Raw genomic sequence first — 25,244 nt, 5'->3', positions numbered from 1 at the left:
TTGATAATTGTCAGGTACCATTAGTACATCTCTAACATTTTGCCTGATTCAAGAATCCATTCGCCATCCTGTTTGCTAAATATATGGAGTCCTTCACATCCGCCGGCAACCCCTCTTCCTTTTTGCATGATAAGATGATCAAAAAAAAGATAGGCTTTACACTCCTCTACAATAACAGGAAGTGCCAGACTTATTAGGCCATATTCCCTAAAGTCCTCTTCTTTTCTTAATATGCGCTCTGTAAAAAATAATTCGCCTATTCCACTACATGATAATTCAGCGTTAAATGGTTCATAAATTTCAGATTTGTAAGTATTCACCTTAGTTAAAACCTGAGAAGGAACGATTTCCAGTTTTTTTAACATTGATATCATTGATTCCGTCAATTTAAAATCGAATTTCACCACCATGGGTTGGTGCTGAAATTTTATTTGCTTAAGTATGGATAACTCCAGTATCCTACACTGATCACTGGTGATATGCTGACCATAGGATTTACCTAAGAAAGAACTGATTGTCAATAAAAGTGTAATGAAGATAGTATGGTTAAATTTCATAGTATATTCCTGATGAATTAAAGCTTCCGGTTGTATGAACTTTTTAAAAGTATAAAAATGTTTACTTTTAAACGGTACGTTATATTAGGTTAATTTTAAACAATCTGCATTGATGAATAAAATAAATGATCTTAACCTTAAGGAGGAGGTGTTCCCACTATTTGATTATGCGTTGAATTCGTTCACCAGAAAGAAGATACTGGAGCTGCTTGAGCACCCTCTAATATCAAAGGATGCGATTGAAAATCGACAACAGATCTTTGCCGGTTACCTGCATAATCATGAAGTTTTAAAGGACTATACCTACGCTGAAATTAATCTTAATGAGGTTTATTTATTCTTAAAAGAGCCGGTAATGGATGAGAGTTCCTTGTTATCCAGGGTATCTTTTTTTGAGATAAGAAGGAAATTGGAGGCTTCTTTTTCAAGTAAGATTTTACAGTTTATATTATTGTTTGATAAGCTCCAGACGCACTATTTAAGTAAAATCGAGCTGGATGTTTTTCCTTCCGGGTATCAATCTTTTATCTCGAGTCTCAATGAATTCTTATTACAATTTGAATTTCATAAATATAGAAAGTTTACCAAAGCAGGGGAGATCAGAACGAAAGCAGCTTCCAGGTTAATTCATATACTGCAAACCAGAAAAGCCGATGGTTCATTAGACCGGTTTTGGGATGATTTATTCTTGTTCGAAACCTATCTTTCCATAAGTTTAGGAATCAAGGCTTCTAATCTGGTCTTCCCTGAGATCGTTGCAAAAGGAATAAAACTGCAGGAGTTTTATTATCCTTCTATTGAAAATCCGGTCAAGAACAGTTTAACGACCCAAACAAATGTATTACTGATCAACGGACCCAATATGTCGGGTAAATCGACCTTATTACGTTCGGTCAGCCTATGTATCTATTTAGGTCATTTAGGGTTTGGAATACCAGCCTCCTACGGGGCATTTCCGGTCTTCAGCAACCTGTCCATCAGTATTAACAAGCGAGATAACCCGAAAAAAGGCTACAGTCATTTTTTAAATGAGATCCAGAATCTTAAAGAAGTGGTGATGTATTCCAGAAATAAATCCACACCCGGTTATGCCGTATTCGATGAAATGTTCAATGGAACTAACGTTGAGGATGCTCTCGAAATTTGTAAAGCAACAATCACAGGTTTAAGTCGGTTTGAGTCGTCTTTTTTTATCATCTCGACCCATATTCAGCAGTTGCGGAATTTTATGAATCCAAAGGTGTCGGCCTATTATATGGACTGTACATTTGAAAATCAGGTGCCTACGTTTACCTATTCTCTAAAAGAGGGCTGGTCTGATCTGCGATTAGGACAGTACATTTTTAAGAATGAAGGTTTGGAACAGTTGCTTGACCTTTAGTGAAAAGATCCCGCTATAGATTTCCTAGTGCTAGAACTTACAATATTGTTTTCCAATATTTCATGAAACCTATCGCTTAAGGGCTTATTTAATTTTTTTAATCTAGACGAAAAAGACCATTATACATACTGAATCACATTGATGAGAGCATTTAAAAGTATGTACTTAAACATGTAATGATAAAGGTTGGAAATATTCTTCTAGTTAAAAGAAAAATATAATAAATCAAGGCTGAAAATTTCAGGAATATGAATGGTTTAATGACCTTAAATTAGAATAGCTCATACATCGTATAACTCATAGCTGGATTTGGAGTACAGAAAAAAATTGATTCTTACGTAATATCTGACTTTTCATGAGCAGCATTTACCGCGTTAGAGGACCTTCTGTTTACATTGGTTAAAAACTATTTAAACAACTCTTTATTAGAGGTTTATATTTGTTTTTAAGGGTGATATATATAGGTTTTTATAGTGAAAAAAAGCGAAATATGTTTTAAATTTACTAGTATATTTTGTCATTATAATATTAATATTTTTAATTATGAAAGCTGCAAGACTAGTAATTAGAAGTATACTGATAATTACTGTAATAACTATCATTTTTAGTTGCGAAACTTCAAAACCTACCCAAGAGATTTCAAGTTTTTCCACATTTGCCTTTGATGAAGCAAAATTTCCAAATCAAAAGCCATGGTCCTCAGATAATTTTAAGAACAAGTCGGATAATTTTCAATTTGTGATCATAGGTGACAGGACCGGAGGAGCCAATGCACTTGGTACTTTTTCATTGGCAATGGATCAGATTAATCTACTGCAACCAGAATTTGTTATCAATGTCGGGGATCTAATTGAAGGTTACTCTGATGATAGAACGGAAATAAATGCTATGTGGGACGAAGCTGATAGTATCATTGGAAAGCTACAAATGCCCTTCTTTAGGACCATAGGAAATCATGATGTTGGAATACCTGTTACAAAAGAAGTATGGTTGGAAAGATATGGCGCCGATTATTATTATTTTATATACGATGATGTTTTGTTCATGGTGCTTAATACTGAGGATAGTACAAGACCACAACCTCCTGCTAATATGAAGGAGAAAATTGAACTATACAACAAACTCCAGGTTGAAGACCCAACGCAAGCCAGTAAAATGTTGGAAGAATTTATGACAGATGAAGCGGTTATAGCAGCCTTAGGAAAACCTGTTAGTTTTCCTGAAAAACAGTTGAGATGGGTCGAGAAAACACTTTTAAACAATCAGGAGGTCCGCTGGACATTTTTATTCATGCATGAACCCTGCTGGGAAAATCCATCAGATAGTTTTAAGTCTATTGAAAAAATGTTGGGCAATAGAAATTTTACCATGTTTGGGGGGCATTTACACTATTATGACTATGATAAAATAAACGGTAAAGAATATATTACAATGGGGCCAACCGGAGCTTCATTTCATCATGAAGGACCAGGAAATGTAGATCATATCATGTGGGTAACAATGACCGATGAAGGACCACAAATCGGAAACATTGCCTTAAAAGGCCTGTTTGACCGCAAAGGACTAGATCCGGAATTATTTGGTGCCTATGACAGAAAGCAATAATTGAACATTCTTTTTATAATTGTTAACTTAACTTCTCCTGATAAACAGACTGGATTCGTTGAATTTAAATTAGATTTGGTTCTACTGATAAATGGTTCGGCGATTTCCATTAAAATGAATACAACAATTGAGTCCACTACGTTGAGTACTAAACAGCCTATTTTCGGATAGTTAAAACTAATTCTGGATTTAAAATGTTGCCGCAAACATGTTGAACAAGACCTCAGTACTTTTGATTATAGGCGCTACTTCACCAACTCAAAATAGGGTTCTGTATGATGGGAAGTATCCCAGATTAAAGTTTCATTCAGCCAGATCGTTTGAATCAGTTCAGCGTTTGAAGTTCGTCTAATTTCGGCCTTTAGAACGTCCTGATTTGTGGCAGACCATTGTATAACCGTAACAGGTCTTTCCTCATTACTGTCATTGTTAAGGAAGATTCTGATTCGGTATTCATTTTCATGGGGGTAGATCAGAAAATTTCGAGGATGATCCATGAGTGGATCATATACTTCAACCAAAGCATCGTTTGATGAATAGAATAACCGAATTTGTGATTCTTCATAAGCATTTGGATTTTTCGGGTTGAGAAGATCATTGCCCTGATCATCTGAGAGTTTAAATTCCACCATCGTATTCACAACAAAATTTTCCTGTTCGTTATCAGCACTGCAACTTAAAATTAATTGTAGAAATACAAAAAGAGCGAACTTCATAGTATACTTAGTTATATTCATGATTACGGAGTTATTGCACAAATTGAAACGATTAAAAAAACTAATACTTCCTCTTATGAGTACTGATTAATGTTGTGTTTGGTTGGTTTTAGGGGAGATCTTCAAAAGCTGTTTTTATCCGAATTGGGAGTTAGCCGTAAACGGTTATTATTTGTAATAAATGCGGATAGAAACGAGCTTCTTTTTTACAAGATGTAAAAAATAGATAAAATCAGGGGTGTTCCTGTGAAAAGTTATTACTCTATGTACGTAGTTCTATTCCTTTGACCTCAGTTCTATTATAGCATGCAGGATACTTTCTTTATCCCCTTCCAGATCATTTACCACACTTCTGAAGAATTCCTGCCGGTCTTTTGGGTAATTTAATGAGTAATCCACCGGGATACCGGCATTCTCATAATTGATGCCGTTATTGTCCATATAGACCTCATTGGATATAGCAAAAGCCCAACCATTAGGTAAGGTTTTTTCCAGTGCCGTTGACATGGCACCTGAGGTGGGTGCACCAATTCTTTGTATGGGTTTCAATGACAAGGTAGCGATGGCGAATGCTTCGGCGGCACTACCGGTTTGCTGTGATGTCAAAAGGTAGGTCGGTTTGGTATAGGCATTTTTTGAACCCTCGATGTACAGGGGTAATACGGACGAATATGAATCTCCGGTCCGAAGTTTTTGGGTGGCTACCTGAAATTTATCATACGGGATGAAACGACTAAGGATCTCAAAACTCACGGCATCCTGACCTCCTCCGTTAAATCTGAGATCGATGATCATCGCTTCCATTCCGGAAAGGTCATTCATTACATGGTCCATTATTTTCCGAACACCTAAGACTTCTTTATCGATATAATTTCCCTCATAGAGTTGGTAGAAGGTTTCTATATAGGCATCTACAAAACCGAGTGTATCGACCAGTGCTTTTGGTACATTCAGATCAGCATACAACCACATCGCCTTCACTTGAATATAACCGAGTTGATCGGTTAGCTTTCCCCAGCGGATCAACCAGGAATCTTGAGTCATTTCTTCCAGTAAATGATGCTCGGTCACCAGATCTGCCACCACAAAATCTCCATATTCCGGTAAGGTTACGTTCCCTATGGTTTCCTCCTCAACGGCTGGTAGATTCGCCATCATTTCATCCAGCGCCTCATCCGCCTCAAGAAAGGCATGATTGTCTTTCAGAATTTCCAGCGTTTCCTCAATAACCCCATAGAGTTCAATTGGTGTAGTGTGGGCTGTTATTTTCTCTCTCTGTTTAGCATAAACCGTGTTCCAGTCGAGGTGGTTCTTTTTAAAGAAGGCATAGTGTTCTTTCACGGTTTCTGAGAAGACTTCAAAGTTGTAGACCGGGTCATTGCGCAATGCGTCATCAGGGAGATTCTGACACAGTTCCGGCATCTTGGAGCGTGTGACGAATTTGTACGTGATCACTCCTTTTTGCAGGGAAAGTGTATCGTTCAGAAGTGTTAATGATTCGCTGATCTCTTCAAATCTTCCGGAGTGGGAGGGTAGGCAGGAAATGGAAGTGATATCGTAAAATGAGTAGTTCGTACTATCTTTGATTTGTAAGATCCATCCGGAACCCACAGACTCCCAGACTCCGTTCACGTCAGGAACCCCATTCTTGGCCCTATCCTGGCAGGAGCTAACGATAATTGAAAGTACGATGATTAATCCGCTTTGGAATTTCATGTGACCTTTCTTATAAAGATAGGTTCTTTTGGTAATTGTTACATAATGTGAGGGTTATGATAAATACAATATCAAACCATAAAGGTCCAAATTCTGGAAAAAACTAATATGATGGATACAATTCCTGCCACAAGTGCAAAACCATTGATACATTTGCCTTCCTTTCTCCTGAAACCGATAATGGCTAATATCAATGCTAAAATACTTAAGCCTAAAAAGTAATATTTACCAATGAATTCAGACAATTCGATGAGGCCGAATAATGCTTGAGTTTTCCCGTCAGACAACATATATCGCTGAGCAATCTCAACGTTTATTTTTAAAATCATTAGTATGCTGGCGCCACTGGCTGCTATTGAAATGATGGAGTAAGAATAATTGGTTTTATAGTTCATTTTACAGAAGTAAGTAAAATCATGATTTAGTTTTTATCTGAATTACGAATTATTTCCAGGCTTTGATAAAGTTTTTTAGCGATCTCTCGCTGGGAATCCTTATTGCTTAACCTACTGTAATCATCTTCATTAGTTAAAAATCCCAGTTCTACCAGAATTGCAGGAGCTTCTGAATTCTTGAGAACAATAAACTCAGCTGACTTTAATTCGGATTTATCATAGCTTTTTAGAAGGCTTTTCGCATAACTTTTGGATTTCTCGGATGAAGTATTCTTTTCTGAATAGTAGATCTCTAAGCCTTTTTTATTGGGGTCATCAGAAGCATTACAGTGCAGGCTTAAAAACAAATCCGGCTTTAGCTTGTTTGCCATATCAACCCGGTCGTTCAACGAAAGAAACCTGTCAAAATCTCTTGTCAAAACGATCTTTATAGGCTGATTTTTGGTGAGACTTAACAGCTCCTGTGCAATTTCGAAATTTATATTCTTCTCTTGTAAATTTCCATGGTCTTTGCCCCCATGTCCAGGATCAATTACGATCAGGAAAGAGCTGGTATCTTCCGGATTGGCAGAAGAACTAAATACAAAGATTGCGAAGCATAACAGGAAAGCCAGACCGGTTTTTGCTAAAAAAATGCTGGTTGTTGGTTTACTTTGGTGTAACATATCTAAACGTTTTTTGGTGTTAATAAAGTTAAAGCCGCTATACATTCCGGATACTCTGAGTTTCGATTCTCTTATCAGTTGCATCATGTAGCTTTCCATATCCACCCCTTGCTGAAGAACATAATCGTCTGCTAAGTATTCGTGTACTGCCGTAATTTCACGTTTGTAGATCCATAAAAATGGATTAATCCATAAGAGGCATTTGAGTAGTTCGATTAAAATGATGTCGATGGAATGGAGTTGAATGGCATGTGCACTTTCATGTAATAGAATTGAGCTTAAACGGTCATTACTTTTCATATCCTCAGCACCAAGGAAAATCATACGGAAAAAACTGAAAGGGCCTGATTCGTTATTTACGAGGTAAAGCTTCCATGATTCGTATCGGACTTTTCGACTGCTTATGACTTGAAGTACAATCTTAAAAAGATTATAGAAGAATCTGAGGAGTAGTAATATGGATACAGAAAGATAAATGATTGGTACTATTGATAGAAATGAGTCTTTATTTTCTATTATTTCAGATCGATGACTATCAGTTATGACAGATTCCTGAACATTGAAAGGAGAAATTTGAGTGTGAGTCTCTACAATTCCGGAGGAATCATTCATTAGTTCTGTTGCTGGAAATTTAAGTCCGTAATCAATTTCCATCAAAGGAGCTACAACGCAAATAATCAGTGTTCCCAGTAAATAGTACCGATTAAATTTTAAGTTCTTATCACGTCTCAGTAGTTTTCGGTAGATTACCAAAAACATGCCCAGCGTAATACAATTATAGATAAGAAACTCAGTCATTTTTCTTTCTTGATATTTTTTCCTTGAGAATTGATTCAAGCTCTTCAAGTTCTTCCAAAGTCATGTCAGTGTTCCTGGTAAAAAAGGAAGCGAATTGCGAACTGGAATCATTGAAGAAATTAGAAACAATGTCTTTAAAATGATTTTTGAAATAGTCGTTTCTCTTTAAAACGGGAAAATATTCTTTATCACGACCTTTTTTTTCAAATCCGATGTATCCCTTTTTTACCATTCTATTGATGAGTGTGGAAATAGTGGTGTAAGCCGGTTTGGGTTCAGGAAACTCTTCAACGATATCCTTCAGATAACATTTGTCCAGCTTCCATAGATATTTCATTATTTCCAGTTCAGTTCTGTTTAGCTGTTTCATTTTTACAAATGTAGTTGTGCAACTACAAATGTAGTAATAAAAATGAAGTAACAACTATTTTCTATAGAATTTATATTTTAAGTCTGAAATATCTAAGAATAAATCGGCAGGTTTGTAGGAATTAGATGGATTCTGTTGCCAAATTTATTATAAAACTTTATTTTTAAACAGAGTGTCTTATCTCTCTAATCTATTGTTACGTAAAATCATAGTATGAAAAGATTGACTTTACTTTTGAATTGTTTAATTCTTACATTGTTATTTTCTTGTGAGGAGAATCACCAATCCACTAGATTTAAAATTGAATTCGAAAATTATCCATATGATTCTATACAATATGGCCTTAGTTCGTTAGATGACAAAGGGAGGATTGATTTTAAATATTGCAGTATTACAGATGGAATATTTATGGTAGATACGGTTCTGAATGAACCTAAAGAAGTAATACTCTTACCTAAGACGATAAATTTTAAGTTGTCGGATGGAACAGACTTTATGATTCGCTCCAAGCAAGTGAAATTTTTTCTCTTCCCGAATGATCGTATTCAGGTGAAGGCTACCCTGAATGAAGATATGGTTGATTATACCGTGTTCGGAAATGAGATAAACAGAGAAATGTCAGCATTTCGTAAACAAATCCTGGAGGATTATGTGAAGACGAGTATGGCAATGTTTTATATAGAGGATCTGTTTTCAAAAAATGGAAGTGACTCGCTTATCGACAAACATTACGAAGACTATGACCTTGCTGCCAAACGTATTTTAGAGAGTGAAAAGGATTACATACTTCAAAATCCTGGGTCGAAATTTGCTGCCTATCTTACTTATAATATCCGAGGTAATGATTCAATATCGAAGTATTTTAATACTTTGAATGAGCAAGGAAGACGAACTGCCTATGGAATAGTGATCGAGGAAAAATTAAATACCTGGCGATCGGTTACTGTGGGGAGTAAAGCACCTGATATTTCGTATAAAACGTTATCAGGTACAACTTTTGACCTTAATCAAAATACCGAAAGAATAATCGTTTTGGATTTTTGGGGAACATGGTGTGCCCCTTGTATGGGTGAAATGGATAATTTAAAAGAGGTATATCTAAAATATAAAGATACAGTAGAGATTGTAGGCATTGCTTGCCATGATAATTATGATACCTGGTCAAAGACAATTGAATCACTTGATCTTGACTGGACACACATTTTAAATGACAAGGAGGCTGATGATCTATCTAAGAAATTTGCGGTAGAAGGATATCCAACAAAAATAATCATCGACCAAAACGGAATGATTAGAGGTATTTATAAAGCCGCAAGGAATGATCGTTTTTATAAAGATTTGGAAAATCTTGTAGCGGGTAAAATCTAAATATCACTATTCTTTGATTGCAATCTAGAGTTCAATTTCTATCTAAATTCCAAACCCTCACTCCAAAAAATCCACTTCAGCGATCGCTGCCAGCTTGCCTGTACCGGCAATTTTTGTGGATTCAATCCGGATAAAGCGTGTCGTCATTTGAACTTTGAAATAATGCGTTCTGGGGGTCGGGTCATTGATGAGGTTTCCAAATTTAAAGGATTCAAAGGTCTTCCAGGTTTTACCATCATGACTTATTTTCAAAATACCTTCTTCTATCATGCCTTCCGAAAAGCCGGTAGGAGGGGTGTAGGTAAATGCTGTAATACCCTTTTCTTCTCCCAGATCGATCTCTAAAAATTGCGAACTTCCCGTCTCGTCAGGTAACCAGTAGGTGTTCGGATCTGCATCGATGGCATTAACTCCTGAATGTTCAGCATTCTTAGGTCCTTCTGCGGTAACTTTCCATTTCGATTTTAAGATTCCGATCGATTCATCTGTTATCTCTCCCGTTTGTTCACGGGTCTTGGCCACTGCTTTCACTTGGCCCGATTCCATGAAAAATGGGGTATTGAAAACCGGTGAATCAGCGGTAGGATCACTACCATCGGTCGTATAATGGATCACGATTCCGGAATTGATATTCGCACTACTGTTTTCGCCATGTGGCTTCCATCCAAAATCATCGGGTTCCGGCTGAATGGTAACCATTCCTGTCAGATCCCTCGTAATACTTAATTGCGGCGGACGCGTTTTATAATAATGGGCTGCGATATGGGAGATCGCCGGATGGAAGCGCGATGCTAACACGGTAAATCTGAATTTATTTGAAGTTACTTCAGGGAAACGCAGGATACGCTTGTACCCGATGTTAGTGGCTTCTGTAAGAACTTGCCATTCTTCATGGATCCAGGCCTCCAAACGATGTTGCGAAACACGCTCTCCATGGGTTCTGATGGCTTCCTGTATCACAAACCGGTTTATGGTGATTGGATTTTCAGTGGTTATTTCTATAGCATTATCATCCTTGTTCAGTAGCTTAAAGGATTCCGGATCGTTATCCAGTACAGCTTTCGGGCCATCAGCACCTGAAAACAAATTTTCATAATAGGTGGTCTTAATCCGCTCACCTACTTCCTTTAATACGCCGACATCCTCCGCAGAAAATTTACCATCCCGGTTAGGGGGAATATTCAATAGGAATGTAGAATTTCCGCCCACGGAACGTTCATATATATCGAACACATCATCAGCGGTCCTCACTTTCTGTTTGTCTTCATCCCGGTAGAACCAACCTTCGCGTATGGAAGTATTGGTTTCTGCCTGCTGAAAATGCAGGTATTTGGCCTTGTAGAGTTTTTCTTCACTTCCTACATCCTCGGCGGTGATATCCGGGAAACTGTTCATCTGATCGGGGTCGGTTGCGTAGGGAACGATGTTCCATTCTGTGTCCCGGGTTCTTCCCGATTCATTTCCACACCAGCGAACATCCTGTTTCCCGAAGACCACCGCCTCCGGGGCCAGGGTGGAGATCAGTTCTTTCCAAGCCAGATAATTGTATTTTTGTCCGCCCTTTTGCTTCGGATGCGCCCCGTCAAACCAGACTTCGTGTATGGGGCCATATTCCGTAAGTAATTCAAATAATTGATTCAGGAAATATTCATTGTAATCATCTACCTTAAATGTAAAGGTGGATTTATTTGCGAATGGCCGATCCGCTACCGGTCTAGGTATAACACGCGGTGTATATTCACTTAAATTACCATAAAGTCCGTCAGGAGCTTCGATCTGATAGAGATCTGCAGGTGACAGATAGATGCCTAGTTTCAAACCGTACTTTTGGCAGGAGGCAGATAATTCTTTCAGGATATCACCTTTACCTTCTTTATAGGGGGAAGACATGATGCCATGTTTTGTATAGCGGCTTTGCCAGAGTACGAATCCATCATGATGTTTTGCGGTTAAGATCACCATTTTCATACCGGCTTCCTTCATCGCCATACACCACTGATCGGTATCTAAATCCTGCAGGTCAAATATTGCGGGGTCTTCCATTCCGTTTCCCCATTCCATGCGGGTAAAGGTATTCGGACCAAAATGAACAAATGCGATAAACTCATTCTGAATCGCAGCGTATTGATTTTCGGTAGGTACTACGTGAGCTGCCTTAGCGATAATAGTTTCGTGGGTATCGGTATCCAGGACCTCATAGGTGTTTACGGTAGGCATTAGCAATCCTTCCTTGGGTTGTTCACAGGAGGTCATCAGGAGTAAACAGATACAGATGAGATTTATAGAATTTGAGATATACTTCATGTTATGTCGCAGCTAAGATTTCAGACGGTCACTAAGATCCTGAATTGAATTTAATTTGAGTTGCTTTGTTCACAGAATTACAAAAAATAAATGCAGATTCCTTTTTTTAATTATACCGCTTGTTAAAAGTTGATCTTTCTTGTTCTATTTCCAGGTTGGAAAGCATTTTTAGCGCAATTTGTTCTGTTGGAGGGTTGAGAATATTGTTTGTAGCAAACCCTTCTGCATGAGGATAGTCTGAATCCCTGACCCGTGTTGCAGCAGCATCCAGATCATATGCAGTATTTTGGAAATCGGTAGTCTCAGTTAGAAGCAACCACGCAGCTCCCGGACTACCAAAGGGCATTCCCACACTTCCGGCATTTAGAATTCGGGTTTGTCCTGTTTGTATTTCGAATTGCATATGTGTGTGCCCGCAAATCACTGTGGGAATGCTAACATCTTCAAAAATAGTGGCTATTTTATCCTTTCGGGTCATTTTTGTAAAGACTTCCACATCGCTTTGTGGAGTGGCATGGCAAAACAGGATTTCACCTAAGGTGTCGGTTTCAAGACAAATGGTACTTTTCCATTCCCGAATCCACGCTTTGTGATCTTCTGATAATTGTTCTGAGACCCATATAGCTTCTTGATCCGCTCTTTCTGATAGTCCGTTTATCTCTTTCCCGTCAAGATGCCTTATGACTTCTGATTCTGCATTTCCACAAAGAAATTGCATGGGGGTAGAGGTCTCCTCCAGTAGACGTAAGGTTTCATTGGGCATTGGACCCGCAATCACATCTCCACCGATGATGATTTGGTTTACTTCAATTTTCTCAACTTCTTTAAGAACTGCGTTTAAAGCAAATGGATTTCCATGAATATCATAAAGGGCAGCAATCTTCATCGATCTATTTTTTTAAGAGAGACATGAGGATGCGGTAAGATTACAGTTTAAACGACCGACGCATTCTGTTCTTAAAAATAGCAGTTAAATCTGACAAAGACCAATCGAAGAGGGATCAATTTTCTTCCTCATTAAAAAATTGATTGAATTTTTCAAGCTTTTCCTCATTCGCATCAAACCAGTCGATAACCTCTTCTCCCTGGGTAAAGGAGATATAATAACTGAACGGTTCCACAATATCAGACTTTGTTAAATCATAAAAGAAGGGAACATATACTTCCCACCAGAATCCTTCTTTGTCTTTTTTTAATTCACCGAGAATGGTAAAGATTGACTGATTGTTATCTGCAAAATGTTCGAGGGCTGATTTATCTTTATTTTCCGTTAAGGTATTCGTAGCCCTGCTCATACTGATCATCATTTCGGCAGCGCTAAAATCATTATCTCCATTCATCGGAACAGATATGTTTATGTTCTTTTCAGAGGATTTCTCAACACCTTGATCCAAAAACCCTAACAATCGGCTATAGGCGGTTTCAGACCTTTCTGTATTTGGCTCGAGAAGCAGAAAATAGTAGATAGGTAACATAGATTTTATTCGATCACCTTTTTTTTCCATAATCTGACTGAGGATGAGGTGACTTCCTGCATGGGCATCATACATTTGGATTCCTGCTGTTATAGCATCGTATGCGGCATCAAGATCCCCGGTATTAAAGCAAGTGATCGCATAATTATAGTTCAACAAATAATGATCGAATTGCTCTATTCCTTCTTTAAAGATTTCAATGGCTTCTTCGGGTTTACCTTGCATGTCCAAAGAATTCCCCAATATAATATAACTTACCATCATATTTTTATCATCCAGTGCCATAGATTTTCTGCAATGTTCTTCTGCCTTGACGTAGTTCTTAGTGTTGAAGTAGGAGAAAGCCATCTCATAATGGGCAAGACTGGATGTTGAGTCGATCTCCAAAGCCTTTTCATACATTTGGATAGCGCTTTCATAATCACCTTCATCATGTAGGGCAATTCCTTTATCAATAATCTCATCAAGAGTTAATTCCTGACAAAATCCGGAAATAGAAAACAGGACAAATGCGGTCGATAAAAATAAATTTTTCATAGGTTTTCGTATGGTTAGTTAGGTTGTGAATGCTTTTAACTAAACTATGAAACATTATTTTAGTGACACCTGAAATAGTTGAATATTCGATAAATTTCCTACAAATTGAGATGATTTGATCTTGATGATTGGTCCTTTAAAGAGACTGATTTCATGGAGATCGAATAAAATCAAATTATTCCGGTTCAGAACCCATATTAGTAGCTGCGAAACGTGTCAGCTCCTTTTTAGGATATCCTTTGCCTTTAAGGATTACGGTGTGGATATTTTCAGCATTATGGATGTCTTCCAAAGGATTCCCGTTTAACAACAGCAGATCCGCCATCTTACCTTCTTCTACACTACCATATGTATCGATGGCATTCATGAACAGAGCCGGATACCATGTAGCAGATCTCAGAATGGTGATCGGTTTGGCTCCGCCCGCTTGCATCAGTTGCAGTTCTTTATGCAGGCTCAGACCCGGTACAACGGGCCTTGTGGGAGAAGCGTCGGTTCCGGCCAGAAACGGGACCTCGTATTTTTCAAAATCCAATATCAACTGTTGTCTTCCACGATTCGCTTTTTTGAAGCTTTCCATCAGTTCTTCAGGATAAGTTCGCTGAAGTCTGGCAGTGTAAAGATTGATCAGTGAATCCGGATAGTGTTGTAGTCCAAGTTCGCCCAGATCAACTTTGTTGTATGGACTATTCAGTTGCTGATCAGACATTACAAAACTGGCGGTACATGGGAACACTTTTTTTTCCTTGAGCAAATTCATGAGGATTTTGACCTTAGCGGGATCACGATTATCGATCGCCGCTGCATCCATGTCCCAGAATGTATTAAACGAGGCTCTTACTCCAAGACTATCCCGAATGTGATGGATATCGGCATAGAGCTCATCGGTATCCGGGGTCATGGATATATTGAATCCTTCCAGATGTTCAATACTTTGCTGCCCGAGTGCTATTGCTTTTTCAATAGGGACCGGAGGGGGGAGATGGCCTGCAATAGGTATTCCTGCCTTTTTAGCCTCAGCAGCGATTTCTTCCAATTGTTGTTCGGATAAGCCACTATAGACCTTTATGAAATCATACCCCTTATTATTTGCAACCTCGATCACCTTTTCCCGAATGTCGTCGCCTTCCTGAATCACTATGGAACCCGGCCAGTTCCTTTCCTGAGGGCCGTCAACCACTCGTCCCGCAACAAGTCCGATTCTTGGAGCGAGTCCATTGGCCTGGTTCACACTATCTTTCCATTTTCCTATACTATCGATAACGGGATTGAACATATCACGAATACCAGTAACCCCATAAGCTATGAAGCGTGGAAAGAAGGAGTTCTCATATTGGCGCACATGTACATGCATATCCCATAATCCGGGAATGATATAGAGTCCGCTACCATCGGTTACGGAATCAGCCTCTAAATGAAAATTATCACTGGAACTGATCTGTGAGATTTTGTCTCCGGTGATCACGATATTTTGATTCGGGATGATCTCGCCGTCTTGGATAGAAACTACATTGACATGGGTAATGATGAGATCACCTTTTAAAACAGGTTGTTTACAGGCATACAGAAAGATGAGGGATACAAGGAAAGGGAGCAGTTTCAAATATTTTTTTTTCATGAAATATTAATTTAGGATCGCATAGCAGGGCAGGTCAGGAATATTGAATGGGGCGTGTTTTAAAGATAGGTAAAATGGGGGAACCACATTGGGAGTGATAAATTGTAAATATTAGATTTTAATCAATCCTCAATCCTCAATCCTCAATCCTCAATCCTCAATCCTCAATCCTCAATCCTCAATTCTCAATTCTCAATTCTCAATTCATCATCATTTCCTAACCCCATAAATATTTACCATGGCTCCGGAAGGATAAGCTTTGGAAGAAATTAGTTCGAGGTCAATCAGGTCGGGTGCTGTCTGGAAGATGGAGATCCCTTTCCCGATCACAACAGGGTGTATCGCAAACCGGAACTCATCCACGAGTCCGTGTTTTACCAGTTCCTGGGCAAAGCCTACACCACCATGGGCCACTATGGGCTTGCCTTCCTGGTCTTTCAGCTTGCTGATATCGGAAACCAGATCAGTGGCTACTTTCGCATTTTCCCAGGATTCAGCAAAGGGGACAAGTGTGTCTGGCGTTTCCTCATATCCGGAATCATTTTTAAATCCGCCCCGGGAAAAAACTACTTTAGGGATCTTGTTCATAGGTGCTGCCAGTTGATCGGAGGAAGTCCGCCAGTACGGTGCCATCACTGCAAAGGTCTTGCGTCCCATGATATGAACGCCCGCTTCCCATAATGAACTTTCGATCCATTCTTTTACAGAATCATCCCGTGTGCGCATCAACCAATTCACTTCATAATTGGGTCCGCAGGCATAGCCATCAGCCGATACGGACATTCCTAAAATCAATTTTCTCATTTTGAAATATTTCTGTTTTTATCTGGACTACGAAAAATAATGTACAGGCAACGTATTCCGTAATTTACGGAATTATCGAATTGAATGGGTTATAATTTATATGGAGTTCAAAAACACATGAATCTGTTTTTTTACAATCTAAATATTTATGGTTCTAATAGACAACTTGGAGACGTTATCAAGAACTACAAGATTTAAATAGGATATGATCCTTTATGTAGAATGCAAATACTGTCAGGATTAATCCTGTTAAAATTCGAAAATTTTTAGTATTTTAAAGTGCTGTGCAGAAGAAAATCTGACCCTCTAAGCTGGTACTTACCAGATCTGTATCGTATATCTTCAAAATCTAGCCACTTTGTTTTATAAGTGAAGTTCAAAAACGGATATTCACCTGATATGCAATTCACAGCCGTTGAAAAAAAGGAAAATCTCAGCAAAGAAGCTTTTAAGGATCAGTATCTAGATCCGCTTAAACCGGTGATTTTTAAGGATCTTTCCAAAGATTGGGTTGCCAGAGAAAAATGGACCTTTGATTTTTTTGAGAAAGAATACGGTGATATCACAGTTCCAATATTCGATCCCGACAATTACTTTCGTTCCGGTAAGCACTATATGAAATCGTATTTCAGGTTATTATTCGGTGATTATCTGAAACTGATCCAAAGCACTCCTACGAATCTCAGACTCCATATTTTTCAGATCATGAAGGAGGCTCCTGAATTAACAAAGGATTTTGAAACACCTGAGATCATGTCTGATTTTCTTAAAAAGTTTCCTGCCATGTTCTTTGGAGGGAAGGGAGCAACTCTGAGGTTACATTATGATCTGGATTGTTCGCATGTGTTCCTTACGCATTTTCAGACGCGTAAGGAGATCTTTTTATTTCCCTATGAGCAGCGAAGTTTTCTTTATCATCTACCCTATACGGTTCAGGCTGAGGTTGATATTATGAACCCGGATTACCGGAAATATCCTGCTTTGAAGAATGCGAACGGATACCATGCCATCCTGGAACATGGTGAAACCCTTTTCATCCCCCGAAGATATTGGCATTGTGTTCATTATTGTGAACCTGGTTTCTCGCTTTCGGTTCGATCCAATGATTCTATTCGGTATACCCTGCTTGGACTTTGGAATATAGGACGTCATTTCATAATCGATAAAGGAATGAATCAGTTTTTCGGCGAACGATGGCTGGCATGGAAATCTAAAAGGGCTTTTGAGAAAGCGAATAAATGGAAGTTAAAGAGCAATGTCGCATGAAAGAACAAAAGCCAAATAATCGAATCTTTAAGAATAACTTTGTTGAATGGTTATCAAAGACCAATGCCTATGTGGTAAGCGCCACCTATATCCTTATGGCCCTGATCATTTTGATCTATCAGTTTTATGAGAGGGATCTTCAAATATTTTTGGGTATTGCAATATTTTTAAGCGGTCTGATATTTTTCTCTTTTATGGAATACATCGTGCATCGCTATTCCTTTCATGCCCGACCAAAAAATGATAAACCGAATCTATCCTTCCGACTGCATCATGTTCATCATGAACATCCGCGGGATAAAAAGCGTCTGGCACTACCACTTCCGGTCGGATTATTGATAGCCTCAATTGTTTATGGTGTTTTCAGATTGATTCTTGGGGTGTATGCGCCCTATTTTTTCCCGGGTTTTATCATAGGCTATGCACTCTATATACTGATTCACTACCGGATACACACGTGTCGGCCCCCACGAAATGCTTTCCGGGTTTTATGGACCAATCATTACATTCATCATTATAAGGATGATACGAAAGCATTTGGAGTCACCTCTCCTTTATGGGACCTTCTCTTTAATACCACCTATGAGAGTCGTAAATGAAATAGGGCGTAACGGATTTGCTGTTGCTGTTGCCTGGCCTGATTTTATGGGGAAGCAAGCCGGTTCCTGGTACGATCCTTTGATGCGATTTTTGGGCTTAAATCGGAATTTTCACTACAAGGTTGGTCATGCAGCTTTGGTGTTGGTGGATCAAAATGGAAGGTGCTTTTATTTTGATTGCGGAAGGTATGAAGCCCCTTTTCAGAAAGGCAGGATCAGGGATGTGACGACCGATTGCGGACTCCATATAGAAACAATAGCGAAGGTGAGCAGGAAGCGGATTGAAAATATCAGGGAATTGCTGACAGAAATACAATTGAATGACACTTGTAAAGGTTTTGGCGTACTCAAAGCAGCGTATTGTAAGGTGAATTTTGAATCTGCTTATAGTGCGGTAAAGCGTATACAGGCTAAAGGGATCATTCCCTTCGGACCTTTTATTCGTCCCGGAACCAATTGTTGTCGCTTTGTGAAAAATGCGATTGCCATGGGAAGTCCTGAATTCGGTTATCGATGGAAATTGAAGTTGTTATTTCCCTTACTTCCCAAGCCTTTAACGTTGATCAACCTGCTTTCAGAACAAATCCATGTGCCCGAACGGGAAACTCTTCCGGAGTATCGAGAATTGGCACCTATGTACCGGAGTAACTTTGATACACGTAAATACTATAACCATAACAATGTTAATAAGGTCATTCGGCAACCTCGGAGACCACTCAATGTGCCGGCTGATTCACAATGGGTGGGCGGAGAAATGTCCGGTTCCTGGTTTCATTTATCGATTTTGGATGACCGCTATGAGATCACCCGTTATTCCGAGAACGGCAGTAAAAAGTGTAGTGGTTTCTTTGAACATTGTTCGGAATCTTTATTTGAAATAGAGAAGCCTTTTTCCTTCGGATTTTTGTCACATTGCAGTAGTTCGCTGGTGATCCAGGATGATAAGATATTTGAATTCAAACGCATTACCTGAAAATAGCGGCAGCACGATTACGGTAATTCTTCCAAATTCTTTCGGAGTCGCAGTGTAAATCGCTGAATACCTTTGGCATAGTTTAAAGTTACCTGCGTATAGGCTAATTTCCAGTCACTAAGTCGCTCAAAATCGGCTAAAAGTTGAAGCTTGTCTTTATGATCCCAGATGGAGTCCCGTACCGACTTTCCACTGTCAAGGAAATAGTCTTCGAAAGGATATGCGTTTGCGTTCAGCAGGTCCATGTATTTATCTATAAAAATATTGTTTGTTCTTTCAAAATCCTTTTGGATCTTAATGAGGGCCGCAAATGATTCCCGTATATCGTCCGGATAACTAACGGTATTGTTTCCGATAAGATTTACCAGTGTGGTATTATTAAAACTGTAATCTGGCCGTATGTACCGGGGGAATTCATAGCGGAACATCTTAACGATTGTATCGGTATTCGACTTACTGCTCAAAAGACGTTGGGTGAAGGAGTTAAAGACAAGACTATCCCGTTCGAGCTGGGTTATCAAAGATTGTAATGCTGCACTGTCTTTCTTAAAGTCATTGATGATTGAGGAGGTATAGCTGCGTTTGACCTTCTGTTGCTTCCGGTTCTCATTCCAGTTGTTCACCTGTAAGGCGATAAGAATTCCGATAACGACTAAAATTATTTCTCCTGCGGCATATTTCAGGTACTTACCCGTCTTACCCTCTTGGAGCATTTTGTGACGGATCTTATTAAAGAATGTATTCATAGAGGTTTGGATTGGTTCATTGAGAAGTTAAACAGGCGATAAAAGATTATACATATCTTCAAAAGTAATCTTCAATATAATGATACTCAGGAATATTTAAAAACCAATAGAAAAAAATTATGTATTCATGGTTTTATATATGGGCAGATGAAAATGTAAGGCTATTATTCTTCTTCTCCCGGATGATAGATGGCTTCAGCATTCTTTTCAATATCTTCAAACTTGAACAGTACAGGCTTAAGGCGTCCGTTTGCAAACATTTCAGACTGGTCATTATAATGTGGAGAATCCGGGTGGCTGCTTTCTCCATAGTTTAGTACAGATCTGGCATTAGGTCCGTCAGAGGTGAACTCAACAACCATGACCAGTGAATTTCCCAGCGTTACTCTTCTTTTAAAGTCATTAATATAATAGGGGAGATCCATTCTGAAGATGGTGCCATACATACCTCTGTTTCCATCGGTAGAATAACTGATCTGGGTTTTATCAACCCAATAGCTGTTTTCTTTTGATCGCTGATGTCTGGCTATTTCTTTCCATGGAATTTTCCATGTTTCAAATTGCGTATTTAATTTGTCGATCACGGTGTTCAATGCATTTATTAAAATTTTTCCATCGATCTGTTTAATTCCCTGTTCTATGGGAATATCCATCATTTGCGTATATAATGTGGTGGCCACCGATTCGCGGTGGCTATAACGATTCCAGGCTTTTAGGCTATCGATAGGTTCTTTTAATTTATAATACATGGAAGGGTTTGCCTTGGTCAGGCTGTCCATTTGACGGAAAATTGCCGGTAAATAAGTTTCAGCAGTATGCATATAGGTGTCGAAGGCTAAATTTTCAAGATCATCTAAAGTTAGGTTAGCTGTGGTATTCAGAATTTCTTTTGAACGTTCAGCGCGAACATTCATTAAGAAGGAAGGAAGGATCATGTATGAAGGATAGTTCAAGGAGTCCGGGTTATCTGTGAAACCCGTGGTAAAGGGTGAGGAATTACAGTTCTGAACAAAGCCATCAGCAGGATTCAGAACCTGAGGTAATTCTTCCAGTTTATGATATGTGTTCCACAAAAGTTTCGGGTCAGAACCGTTCAAAGTTTGTTCCCAATCAGTATTTTCATTGCGTTTTGGGATTCTGGCGTTGTAGAGATAAAATATCGTATCGGTTCTGTCTGTATAGATCAGGTTTTCATATGGGAGAGCCAGTGATCCAACTGCGTTTTTCCATTCCGTAAAACTGGTAGCCGTACACATGGCATAAAATTGTTCGATAAGATTTCCATGTTCTATGGCGGGTATGCGATAACTGAAATATGTTCCTGAACTATCTCTTAATATCGGACCATGAACAGATTTTAAGAAAGTAACTTTTTGTTCTTTGAGTGCTCCTTTAGTTTTTACCTGTAATATTTCAGACCAGGTTTCGGCTTTCAGATATTCTTTTCCGAACCTGTATTTCAAAGTGTCGGAAGGATGATCAAAGTCGAGTTTATAGGTGTCCACAATATCAGGCCAATTCGTGGTCTGGGCCCAGCCAAGAAACTCATTGAATCCGTCAACAGGAAAAAAGTCACTTCCCCAGGCCGCACCGCCATAAAAGTTCATACCTTCCTTGCTGTTGAGGTGTACTTCATATTCAAACTCATTCGCCCCCATGTGCGGATTTATCAGCAACATGGGATTTCCTTTATTAGTCCTCTTTCCACTGATGGCCCAAGCATTGGAGCCGTGTACCTCACTATTTTTAGTGTACGTGGTGTATTGCTGCCTAATGATCTCATTCCAGTCAGACTGCTGTGTTAGCATCCATGTCCACCAGCCTTTTTGGGTGGTCAGGACCATCCAGGGTTCTATATTTTCAAATCCCTTTCGTTTCTGACTCGGGTGTTTTTGTAAATAATATTTCAAACCTGCAACATAGGCATTACACAAGCTTTGTAAATCCGGATCCATTGCATTATACTGTTCTTTGGCGATCCGAGGTATCTCGAAGGCACGGATCAGGATATCATCGGCAAGACTACTATCTGAATTGTACTTACTTCTATGCCCAGTCATATTGATGAAAACATCTTCGATACGTTCATAATCATCTTCAGCCCTAGCATAAGCATAACCAAACATCATCGCTTCATCGGTATCTCCAAAAATATGCGGAATTCCATAAGAGTCACGATAGATGGTTACTTGTTCCGCTAGTATTTCAGGTTCGGTGGACGCAAGTGAATCATTTTGATTACATGATTCGGTGATACATACAAATGTAAAAACAAGAAAAATGTATTTTAATGTTTTTAGAACCATATACCTTGTTCGTTTCGGTACTCTATAAATCAGACTAATAAGTTAATAAATTGTGAGAGAAAATTAAAGCAATGTTTAGTATTAATAGTGTAATTAGTAATGGTAAGTTTTATTATTGATTTATTTTTATATGTCCTTCAAAGAAGTTTAGTATGTTCTCAAGGGCATTTTCTGCATGCATGGTTTCTCCGTTTTCCAGTGATTCCTTAGCGGCTTTGGTCGCTCTTTTTCTCATGTTGATCTCAAAGGATTTGATGGCATCTGAGATCGTTTGGTAATTATCGGAAAGCAGGTTCTCCGCTAATTCTAAAGCATCGAGCATTGCCATGTTCACCCCTTCACCTGCAAATGGTGGCATCACATGAGCGGCATCTCCGATTATTGTCAGGTTGGCTTGTGATTCCCAATTTTGGCCTAACGGCATGCAATATATCGGCCGAGGTACGAAGGCAACACTGGCGTTCTCAAACAATTCATTCCAGAATTCTGACCATTCATAAAACGTATTTCTGAACCATTCCAGCACCTTATGATTGTCACCAAAGTCGAGCTGACTTTGTACTGCCCAACTTTCTTCGGCCTTAAAACTGGCATAGAATCCGAGTTCTTCCTTCCCTTTTTGTCCCATCAAAAGATTCTTTTCATTACCAAAAGCCATGATCTTACCGCCATTGACTAATGTATGTACCTGGGGCACCTTCCGACTAGCGTTGGCTACAGTACCTTCCAGCATGGTTATTCCTGTGTAGAAAGGTTTGATTTCTGTAATATACGGACGAATCTTTGAATTTGCACCGTCGGCAGCGACTACAATGTCAGCGTATTCAATAACACTGTTTTTAAAATGCAGCATCCATCCCGAGTGGTGTTTCTCCATTGTCACAAAATGACGATCCCATTGTAAGGTACCGGGTCTCAATGAAGTTAATAGTAGTTGTCTCAATGTGCCGCGGTCGATCTCCGGTCGAAAACCGGCATTTCCAAAATTTTCCTCTTGCTTACTCTCATGGTCACTGAAGTATACGATTCCCTGTGGGTCAACGATTTTTTTTCTGTCGGCTCCGGGTAAAAAGCTTTTACGGAATTCGGCAAGGAGGCCTGCCTTTAATAGGGCTTTTAATCCGGACTCCTCATGCAGATCCAGTGGGGAGCCCTGTACCCGAACAGTTTGATCAACATCTCTTTCATAAACTTTTACGTCAACCCCCCGCAGTTGTAAAATTCTCGCCAGGGTAAGTCCGCCGGGTCCTCCACCAACAATGGCGATCTTTTTATCTTTTAATTTCATTTCGATATTTTTTATCGAGACAAAACTATTCCGGATCGGAGAAAGAAAATTGTATAAATCGGTCGTTTTTATTTTTACTGAGTTCCTTCGGGGATACGCCTGAAAGTTTTTTTACTTCTCTGATAAAGTGGGACTGATCGGTAAAATTCTCGGAAGGAAATAATTTGCCTTCCCTGATATGATGAAATGACGCCCGGAAACGAAGGATATTACAATAAGATTTCAGAGAAATGCCGAATTGTTTATTGAAATAGCGATTGATCTGTCGGCTACTCCAAAATGCCTTTTCGGATAATTCCTGAACTGTTAGTGCACCATCGGAGGAATAGATGTTTTCAAAAAGTTTTTGTTTCCTGGGGTCGATCTCAGAGGGAAGCAGTGTTAGTAATCTGGCTTCAGCCTTGCTACAAAAAAGATCGAAATCGTCAAGGTCTGCCTCTTCAAATCCCCAATAGTCATCCGGTAGATATTTTGCATAATCAAGAATGTTGGAAACGGTATTTTCAAGTATATATTCAGTGGCGAGTAATTTAAAACTAATGGCAAACATTAGTGTTCCGGCTTCCAGTGTTACCTGATCGGCATGTGTTTCCAGCCCTGATAGGGTGATATGAAATGTTTGTGTTGCGGATATCGTAAAGAATAAATCGATACGTCCGTCGGGTAATACCACGATCTCTTTATCATGATCGGTAGGTAATCGTAACATCCAGAAACTTTCAACCAAGTCAGCAAGTCTTGAATCCGGTTTTTTGTTCCTGTATTCGTATTCCTTACTCATATCATACCTGCTAACTTTCAAAAATTTATTTTCCGTTGGATGTTTGGAGCGAATAAAGTTACTTAATTAAGTATTATCTGTGATAATCGGAGAATGCTTAACCTTTGTCAAACGTATTTGGGGCTTCAAAAAATTTGAAGAAGAACAACAATTGATATCCTATAGAATTCTGCCAATACTCCAGGGTATGTCCGCCCGGGCGTTCTGTATAGTCATGAGGTACTTCCTGTTGCAGTAGCTTTTCATGTAAATTTTTGTTGACGGTATAGAAGAAATCGTCGGTACCACAATCTATTATAAGTGATAATTGTCGTGTTGGATATTCGTCGATCATATTGATAACGGACATTTTTTCCCAATTATCCTTTTGTTGTATACTGTCACCCACTTGTTCTGTCAGTTCCCAATGTTTTTTGAAGGGTTTGATATCTACTCCGCCACTGGTACTTCCCGCAGCCCCGAAAAGATCGGTATGGCGCAAAGCCAGATATAAGGCACCATGACCTCCCATGCTGAGTCCGGTGATTCCACGGTGTTTACGGTCAGGCTGAGTCCGATAATGTGTATCCACATAAGGTAATATTTCACGGGTTATATGTGTTTCAAAACGACTACTCTTCTTTACCGGACTGTCATAGTACCAGCTGTTGTAACCGCCATCCGGGCATACCAGGATCATCTGAAAGTCGTCTGCATACTTTTTGATCTCGGGTACTTCCTTAACCCAAAAAGCATAGTTGTCACTATAACCATGTAACAGATATACCACGGGATACTGTTGGTCCCCTTTGGCATAGGAATCAGGTTTAATGACCACACATTTGATCTCTTTCTGCATGGACGCGCTATATACGGTGAGGGTATCAACGGTGGAAGCCTTCAGGGAAACTGAAATGATGAATATCAGGAATGTGAGAAAATGCTTTTTCATATCAAAAGGGTACAGGTTATACCCTACGAATATACGATCAAAGCT

Annotated in this window: 22 protein-coding genes; 6 read left to right on the top strand and 16 right to left on the bottom strand. The window is 39.1% G+C overall.

Annotation, left to right across the window (positions count from 1 at the left end):
• Nucleotides 1-20 precede the first annotated feature (20 nt).
• The gene (locus tag DMZ48_RS16550) at nucleotides 21-557 is read right to left on the bottom strand and encodes a hypothetical protein (protein ID WP_143956287.1); all 537 of its coding nucleotides are present in this window, start codon (nucleotides 555-557) and stop codon (nucleotides 21-23) included.
• 112 nt (nucleotides 558-669) lie between these two features.
• Here DMZ48_RS16550 and DMZ48_RS16545 point away from each other — a divergent pair, with 112 nt between their 5' ends.
• Both DMZ48_RS16545 and DMZ48_RS16540 read left to right on the top strand, forming a co-directional pair.
• Nucleotides 670-1,938, top strand: a complete 1,269-nt coding sequence (locus DMZ48_RS16545) for a MutS-related protein (protein ID WP_143956286.1) — start codon at nucleotides 670-672, stop codon at nucleotides 1,936-1,938.
• 543 nt (nucleotides 1,939-2,481) lie between these two features.
• Nucleotides 2,482-3,543, top strand: coding sequence for a metallophosphoesterase family protein (locus DMZ48_RS16540; protein ID WP_143956285.1), 1,062 nt, complete (start codon nucleotides 2,482-2,484; stop codon nucleotides 3,541-3,543).
• A gap of 245 nt (nucleotides 3,544-3,788) precedes the next feature.
• Here the strand turns inward: DMZ48_RS16540 and DMZ48_RS16535 are convergent, their stop codons facing one another.
• The 5 genes from DMZ48_RS16535 to DMZ48_RS16515 all read right to left on the bottom strand — a co-directional run bounded on the left by DMZ48_RS16535 (nucleotide 3,789) and on the right by DMZ48_RS16515 (nucleotide 8,203).
• Nucleotides 3,789-4,280 (bottom strand): hypothetical protein, encoded by a 492-nt coding sequence (locus DMZ48_RS16535; protein WP_143956284.1) that lies wholly within the window; start codon nucleotides 4,278-4,280, stop codon nucleotides 3,789-3,791.
• Between the two features lie 255 nt (nucleotides 4,281-4,535).
• Nucleotides 4,536-5,975: a S41 family peptidase gene (locus DMZ48_RS16530; protein WP_143956283.1), complete on the bottom strand. Its 1,440-nt coding sequence runs from the start codon at nucleotides 5,973-5,975 to the stop codon at nucleotides 4,536-4,538.
• Nucleotides 5,976-6,046: 71 nt separating this feature from the next.
• Nucleotides 6,047-6,370 (bottom strand): hypothetical protein, encoded by a 324-nt coding sequence (locus tag DMZ48_RS16525; RefSeq protein ID WP_143956282.1) that lies wholly within the window; start codon nucleotides 6,368-6,370, stop codon nucleotides 6,047-6,049.
• A gap of 26 nt (nucleotides 6,371-6,396) precedes the next feature.
• A complete protein-coding gene (locus tag DMZ48_RS16520; RefSeq protein ID WP_143956281.1) occupies nucleotides 6,397-7,833 on the bottom strand; it encodes an N-acetylmuramoyl-L-alanine amidase in 1,437 nt (478 codons plus the stop codon).
• Nucleotides 7,826-8,203 (bottom strand): BlaI/MecI/CopY family transcriptional regulator, encoded by a 378-nt coding sequence (locus DMZ48_RS16515; protein WP_143956280.1) that lies wholly within the window; start codon nucleotides 8,201-8,203, stop codon nucleotides 7,826-7,828. The genes DMZ48_RS16520 and DMZ48_RS16515 overlap by 8 nt, the downstream gene beginning before the upstream one ends.
• A 213-nt stretch (nucleotides 8,204-8,416) precedes the next feature.
• Here DMZ48_RS16515 and DMZ48_RS16510 point away from each other — a divergent pair, with 213 nt between their 5' ends.
• Nucleotides 8,417-9,571 carry a TlpA family protein disulfide reductase gene (locus tag DMZ48_RS16510; RefSeq protein WP_143956279.1) on the top strand — a complete coding sequence of 385 codons (1,155 nt, stop codon included), beginning with the start codon at nucleotides 8,417-8,419 and terminating at the stop codon, nucleotides 9,569-9,571.
• Nucleotides 9,572-9,628: 57 nt separating this feature from the next.
• Here the strand turns inward: DMZ48_RS16510 and DMZ48_RS16505 are convergent, their stop codons facing one another.
• From DMZ48_RS16505 to DMZ48_RS16485, 5 genes are all read right to left on the bottom strand, one after another.
• Nucleotides 9,629-11,875: an alpha-L-fucosidase gene (locus DMZ48_RS16505; RefSeq protein WP_242009240.1), complete on the bottom strand. Its 2,247-nt coding sequence runs from the start codon at nucleotides 11,873-11,875 to the stop codon at nucleotides 9,629-9,631.
• Nucleotides 11,876-11,981: 106 nt separating this feature from the next.
• The gene (locus tag DMZ48_RS16500; RefSeq protein ID WP_143956278.1) at nucleotides 11,982-12,761 is read right to left on the bottom strand and encodes a metallophosphoesterase family protein; all 780 of its coding nucleotides are present in this window, start codon (nucleotides 12,759-12,761) and stop codon (nucleotides 11,982-11,984) included.
• 115 nt (nucleotides 12,762-12,876) lie between these two features.
• Nucleotides 12,877-13,887: a tetratricopeptide repeat protein gene (locus tag DMZ48_RS16495; RefSeq protein ID WP_143956277.1), complete on the bottom strand. Its 1,011-nt coding sequence runs from the start codon at nucleotides 13,885-13,887 to the stop codon at nucleotides 12,877-12,879.
• Nucleotides 13,888-14,062: 175 nt separating this feature from the next.
• Complete coding sequence (locus DMZ48_RS16490; protein WP_143956276.1) at nucleotides 14,063-15,505, bottom strand: amidohydrolase family protein; 1,443 nt, start codon at nucleotides 15,503-15,505, stop codon at nucleotides 14,063-14,065.
• Nucleotides 15,506-15,715: 210 nt separating this feature from the next.
• The gene (locus DMZ48_RS16485) at nucleotides 15,716-16,309 is read right to left on the bottom strand and encodes a dihydrofolate reductase family protein (RefSeq protein ID WP_143956275.1); all 594 of its coding nucleotides are present in this window, start codon (nucleotides 16,307-16,309) and stop codon (nucleotides 15,716-15,718) included.
• Nucleotides 16,310-16,708: 399 nt separating this feature from the next.
• Between DMZ48_RS16485 and DMZ48_RS16480 the strand changes: the two genes are divergently transcribed.
• From DMZ48_RS16480 to DMZ48_RS16470, 3 genes are read left to right on the top strand one after another with little or no spacing between them, the layout of a single operon-like run.
• Entirely contained in the window at nucleotides 16,709-17,575 is an 867-nt protein-coding gene (locus DMZ48_RS16480; protein WP_143956274.1) for a cupin-like domain-containing protein, read from the top strand.
• A complete protein-coding gene (locus DMZ48_RS16475; RefSeq protein ID WP_162558750.1) occupies nucleotides 17,572-18,174 on the top strand; it encodes a sterol desaturase family protein in 603 nt (200 codons plus the stop codon). The genes DMZ48_RS16480 and DMZ48_RS16475 overlap by 4 nt, the downstream gene beginning before the upstream one ends.
• Nucleotides 18,158-19,147, top strand: a complete 990-nt coding sequence (locus tag DMZ48_RS16470) for a DUF6695 family protein (protein WP_143956272.1) — start codon at nucleotides 18,158-18,160, stop codon at nucleotides 19,145-19,147. Before DMZ48_RS16475 ends, DMZ48_RS16470 begins: the two co-directional genes overlap by 17 nt.
• Nucleotides 19,148-19,164: 17 nt before the next feature.
• On the opposite strand, the gene DMZ48_RS16465 is transcribed toward DMZ48_RS16470, so the two are convergent.
• From DMZ48_RS16465 to DMZ48_RS16445, 5 genes are all read right to left on the bottom strand, one after another.
• Nucleotides 19,165-19,893 carry a DUF6090 family protein gene (locus DMZ48_RS16465; RefSeq protein ID WP_143956271.1) on the bottom strand — a complete coding sequence of 243 codons (729 nt, stop codon included), beginning with the start codon at nucleotides 19,891-19,893 and terminating at the stop codon, nucleotides 19,165-19,167.
• Between the two features lie 164 nt (nucleotides 19,894-20,057).
• Nucleotides 20,058-22,199 (bottom strand): penicillin acylase family protein, encoded by a 2,142-nt coding sequence (locus tag DMZ48_RS16460; RefSeq protein ID WP_143956270.1) that lies wholly within the window; start codon nucleotides 22,197-22,199, stop codon nucleotides 20,058-20,060.
• 112 nt (nucleotides 22,200-22,311) lie between these two features.
• The gene (locus DMZ48_RS16455; protein WP_143956269.1) at nucleotides 22,312-23,487 is read right to left on the bottom strand and encodes an FAD-dependent oxidoreductase; all 1,176 of its coding nucleotides are present in this window, start codon (nucleotides 23,485-23,487) and stop codon (nucleotides 22,312-22,314) included.
• A 25-nt stretch (nucleotides 23,488-23,512) separates the two neighbouring features.
• Nucleotides 23,513-24,268 (bottom strand): helix-turn-helix domain-containing protein, encoded by a 756-nt coding sequence (locus tag DMZ48_RS16450; protein ID WP_143956268.1) that lies wholly within the window; start codon nucleotides 24,266-24,268, stop codon nucleotides 23,513-23,515.
• 97 nt (nucleotides 24,269-24,365) lie between these two features.
• Nucleotides 24,366-25,199 (bottom strand): alpha/beta hydrolase, encoded by an 834-nt coding sequence (locus DMZ48_RS16445; RefSeq protein ID WP_143956267.1) that lies wholly within the window; start codon nucleotides 25,197-25,199, stop codon nucleotides 24,366-24,368.
• Nucleotides 25,200-25,244 lie beyond the last annotated feature (45 nt).

It is taken from the genome of Robertkochia solimangrovi, from assembly GCF_007279655.1.
GTDB lineage: Bacteria > Bacteroidota > Bacteroidia > Flavobacteriales > Flavobacteriaceae > Robertkochia > Robertkochia solimangrovi.
This window is presented reverse-complemented; position numbering and strand designations above follow the sequence as displayed.

What these genes read in the sequence shown, in the direction of transcription:
- DMZ48_RS16515 (WP_143956280.1), bottom strand. Translation starts at nt 8,203, where the DNA reads ATGAAACAGCTAAACAGAACTGAACTGGAAATAATGAAATATCTATGG.
- DMZ48_RS16480 (WP_143956274.1), top strand. Translation starts at nt 16,709, where the DNA reads ATGCAATTCACAGCCGTTGAAAAAAAGGAAAATCTCAGCAAAGAAGCT.
- DMZ48_RS16450 (WP_143956268.1), bottom strand. Translation starts at nt 24,268, where the DNA reads ATGAGTAAGGAATACGAATACAGGAACAAAAAACCGGATTCAAGACTT.
- DMZ48_RS16475 (WP_162558750.1), top strand. Translation starts at nt 17,572, where the DNA reads ATGAAAGAACAAAAGCCAAATAATCGAATCTTTAAGAATAACTTTGTT.
- DMZ48_RS16520 (WP_143956281.1), bottom strand. Translation starts at nt 7,833, where the DNA reads ATGACTGAGTTTCTTATCTATAATTGTATTACGCTGGGCATGTTTTTG.
- DMZ48_RS16485 (WP_143956275.1), bottom strand. Translation starts at nt 16,309, where the DNA reads ATGAGAAAATTGATTTTAGGAATGTCCGTATCGGCTGATGGCTATGCC.
- DMZ48_RS16445 (WP_143956267.1), bottom strand. Translation starts at nt 25,199, where the DNA reads ATGAAAAAGCATTTTCTCACATTCCTGATATTCATCATTTCAGTTTCC.
- DMZ48_RS16490 (WP_143956276.1), bottom strand. Translation starts at nt 15,505, where the DNA reads ATGAAAAAAAAATATTTGAAACTGCTCCCTTTCCTTGTATCCCTCATC.
- DMZ48_RS16545 (WP_143956286.1), top strand. Translation starts at nt 670, where the DNA reads ATGAATAAAATAAATGATCTTAACCTTAAGGAGGAGGTGTTCCCACTA.
- DMZ48_RS16495 (WP_143956277.1), bottom strand. Translation starts at nt 13,887, where the DNA reads ATGAAAAATTTATTTTTATCGACCGCATTTGTCCTGTTTTCTATTTCC.
- DMZ48_RS16500 (WP_143956278.1), bottom strand. Translation starts at nt 12,761, where the DNA reads ATGAAGATTGCTGCCCTTTATGATATTCATGGAAATCCATTTGCTTTA.
- DMZ48_RS16455 (WP_143956269.1), bottom strand. Translation starts at nt 23,487, where the DNA reads ATGAAATTAAAAGATAAAAAGATCGCCATTGTTGGTGGAGGACCCGGC.
- DMZ48_RS16460 (WP_143956270.1), bottom strand. Translation starts at nt 22,199, where the DNA reads ATGGTTCTAAAAACATTAAAATACATTTTTCTTGTTTTTACATTTGTA.
- DMZ48_RS16535 (WP_143956284.1), bottom strand. Translation starts at nt 4,280, where the DNA reads ATGAATATAACTAAGTATACTATGAAGTTCGCTCTTTTTGTATTTCTA.
- DMZ48_RS16465 (WP_143956271.1), bottom strand. Translation starts at nt 19,893, where the DNA reads ATGAATACATTCTTTAATAAGATCCGTCACAAAATGCTCCAAGAGGGT.
- DMZ48_RS16470 (WP_143956272.1), top strand. Translation starts at nt 18,158, where the DNA reads ATGAGAGTCGTAAATGAAATAGGGCGTAACGGATTTGCTGTTGCTGTT.
- DMZ48_RS16530 (WP_143956283.1), bottom strand. Translation starts at nt 5,975, where the DNA reads ATGAAATTCCAAAGCGGATTAATCATCGTACTTTCAATTATCGTTAGC.
- DMZ48_RS16540 (WP_143956285.1), top strand. Translation starts at nt 2,482, where the DNA reads ATGAAAGCTGCAAGACTAGTAATTAGAAGTATACTGATAATTACTGTA.
- DMZ48_RS16510 (WP_143956279.1), top strand. Translation starts at nt 8,417, where the DNA reads ATGAAAAGATTGACTTTACTTTTGAATTGTTTAATTCTTACATTGTTA.
- DMZ48_RS16505 (WP_242009240.1), bottom strand. Translation starts at nt 11,875, where the DNA reads ATGAAGTATATCTCAAATTCTATAAATCTCATCTGTATCTGTTTACTC.
- DMZ48_RS16525 (WP_143956282.1), bottom strand. Translation starts at nt 6,370, where the DNA reads ATGAACTATAAAACCAATTATTCTTACTCCATCATTTCAATAGCAGCC.
- DMZ48_RS16550 (WP_143956287.1), bottom strand. Translation starts at nt 557, where the DNA reads ATGAAATTTAACCATACTATCTTCATTACACTTTTATTGACAATCAGT.